This window comes from Nocardioides sp. AX2bis (assembly GCF_902506435.1).
Classification (GTDB): Bacteria; Actinomycetota; Actinomycetes; order Propionibacteriales; family Nocardioidaceae; genus Nocardioides.
Map to the genome: position 1 here is coordinate 1 of NZ_LR733243.1, position 1,724 is coordinate 1,724.

At 73.5% G+C, this 1,724-nt stretch carries 1 protein-coding gene; it reads right to left on the reverse strand.

Annotated elements, in window-relative coordinates; genetic code table 11:
* Window positions 1–626: 626 nt before the first annotated feature.
* Window positions 627–1,709, reverse strand: coding sequence for an ABC transporter ATP-binding protein (locus tag GV155_RS20130; RefSeq protein WP_160012075.1), 1,083 nt, complete (start codon window positions 1,707–1,709; stop codon window positions 627–629).
* Between the last annotated feature and the right edge of the window lie 15 nt (window positions 1,710–1,724).

Sequence of the window (1,724 nt, forward strand, 5' to 3'; positions counted from 1 at the left end):
GGCCACCACCCGACCCGCTGCCCGAACAGCCGGACACCACCCCGTACCCGGCGCCGCCGCCCCCGGTCGCAGACGACCCCGGCGATGCCGCCGCGTCACCACCCCGCAACGAAACCCCACCGTTCTGACCCTCTGGCCACCAGCAGCAGCCGTACCGCCGGACCGGGTACGCCCACCGGCGGTACCGGCGCGCCAGGTCACACCGGTGGCTCTCGACTCGCGATCTGGTGCCACCTGCTGACAGCAGATCGCGACCCGACCGGCCCCGCGGCACGGCCCACGGGCTGCCACGGTCGATGTGTGCTCTGCACTCATCAGGTGCGTGCAGATCACCCATCGACTCACCGCGACTGGTCTCGTGACGCTCGCTGGCGCTCGCTCCTCGACCACCGGGGTACTGGCGCTCGCTCCTCGACCACCCCGCGATCGGTCTCGTGACGCTCGCTGGCGCTCGCTCCTCGACCACCGGGGCCGCCGCTCGCTCCTCGACCACCGGGGCCGCCGCTCGCCCCTCGACCACCGGGGTCGCCGCTCGCTCCTCGACCACCGGGGTCGCCGCTCGCTCCGCGGCCGCCGGGGTCGCCGCTCGCCCCTCGACCACCGGGGCCGCCACCACCGCCTGCTGGCTAGGTCCGGGCGGCGACGTCCTCGGCGGAGAGCTGGTGGGCGGTGATCTCGCCGCGGGCGATCTCCTCGACGTAGTGGCACGCGACCCGGTGACCGGGGCGCAGCTCGAGGAGCTCGGGGCGCTCGGTGTCGCAGCGGGTGGCCTGCTTGAAGGGGCAGCGGGTGTGGAAGCGGCAGCCGGCCGGCGGGTCCGCCGGCGACGGCAGGTCGCCCTGGAGCAGGATCCGCTCGCGGGCGTCCTCGATCTCCGGGTCCGGCACCGGCACGGCCGACATCAGCGAGCGGGTGTACGGGTGCAGCGGCTCGTCGTAGAGGTCGTCGGAGCCGGCCTGCTCGATGATCGAGCCGAGGTACATCACCGCGACCTCGTCACTGACGTGGCGCACCACGGCCAGGTCGTGCGCGATCACCAGGTACGTCAGGCCGAGCTGCTGCTGCAGCTCCTCGAGCAGGTTCAGCACCTGCGCCTGCACGGAGACGTCGAGGGCGGAGACCGGCTCGTCGGCGATGATGAACCGCGGCTCGAGCGCGAGGGCCCGGGCAATCCCGATCCGCTGGCGCTGCCCGCCGGAGAACTCGTGCGGGTACTTCTGCGCCGCCGAGCCCGGCAGGCCGACCTGGTCGAGCAGCTCGCCGACCCGGGTCCGCTTGTCGAAGTCGATCTTGTGGGCCTTCAGCGGCTCGGTGAGGATCGTCTCGACGCTCTGCCGCGGATTGAGGCTGGCCAGGGGGTCCTGGAAGACCATCTGCATGTCCTTGCGCGAGGCCCGCAGCTGCTCGCCCGACAACGCCGAGACGTCCGTGCCGTCGAAGTGCACGGTGCCGGCCGTGATCGGGCTCAGCCGCAGCACCGCCCGGCCCAGGGTCGACTTGCCGCACCCGGACTCCCCCACCAGGCCGAGGCTCGTACCGGCCCGGACGTCGAGGTCGACGCCGTCGACGGCGCGCACCGCGCCGACCGTACGGCCACCGAAGACCCCGCCCTTGATCGGGAAGTGCACCTTCAGCCCGCGCACCGAGACCAGCGCGTCGCTGGGTGCTCCCGGCGCGTCGGTGTCGGGGGAGGAGGGGGCGGCGCTCACGTGGCGGCTCCAGCG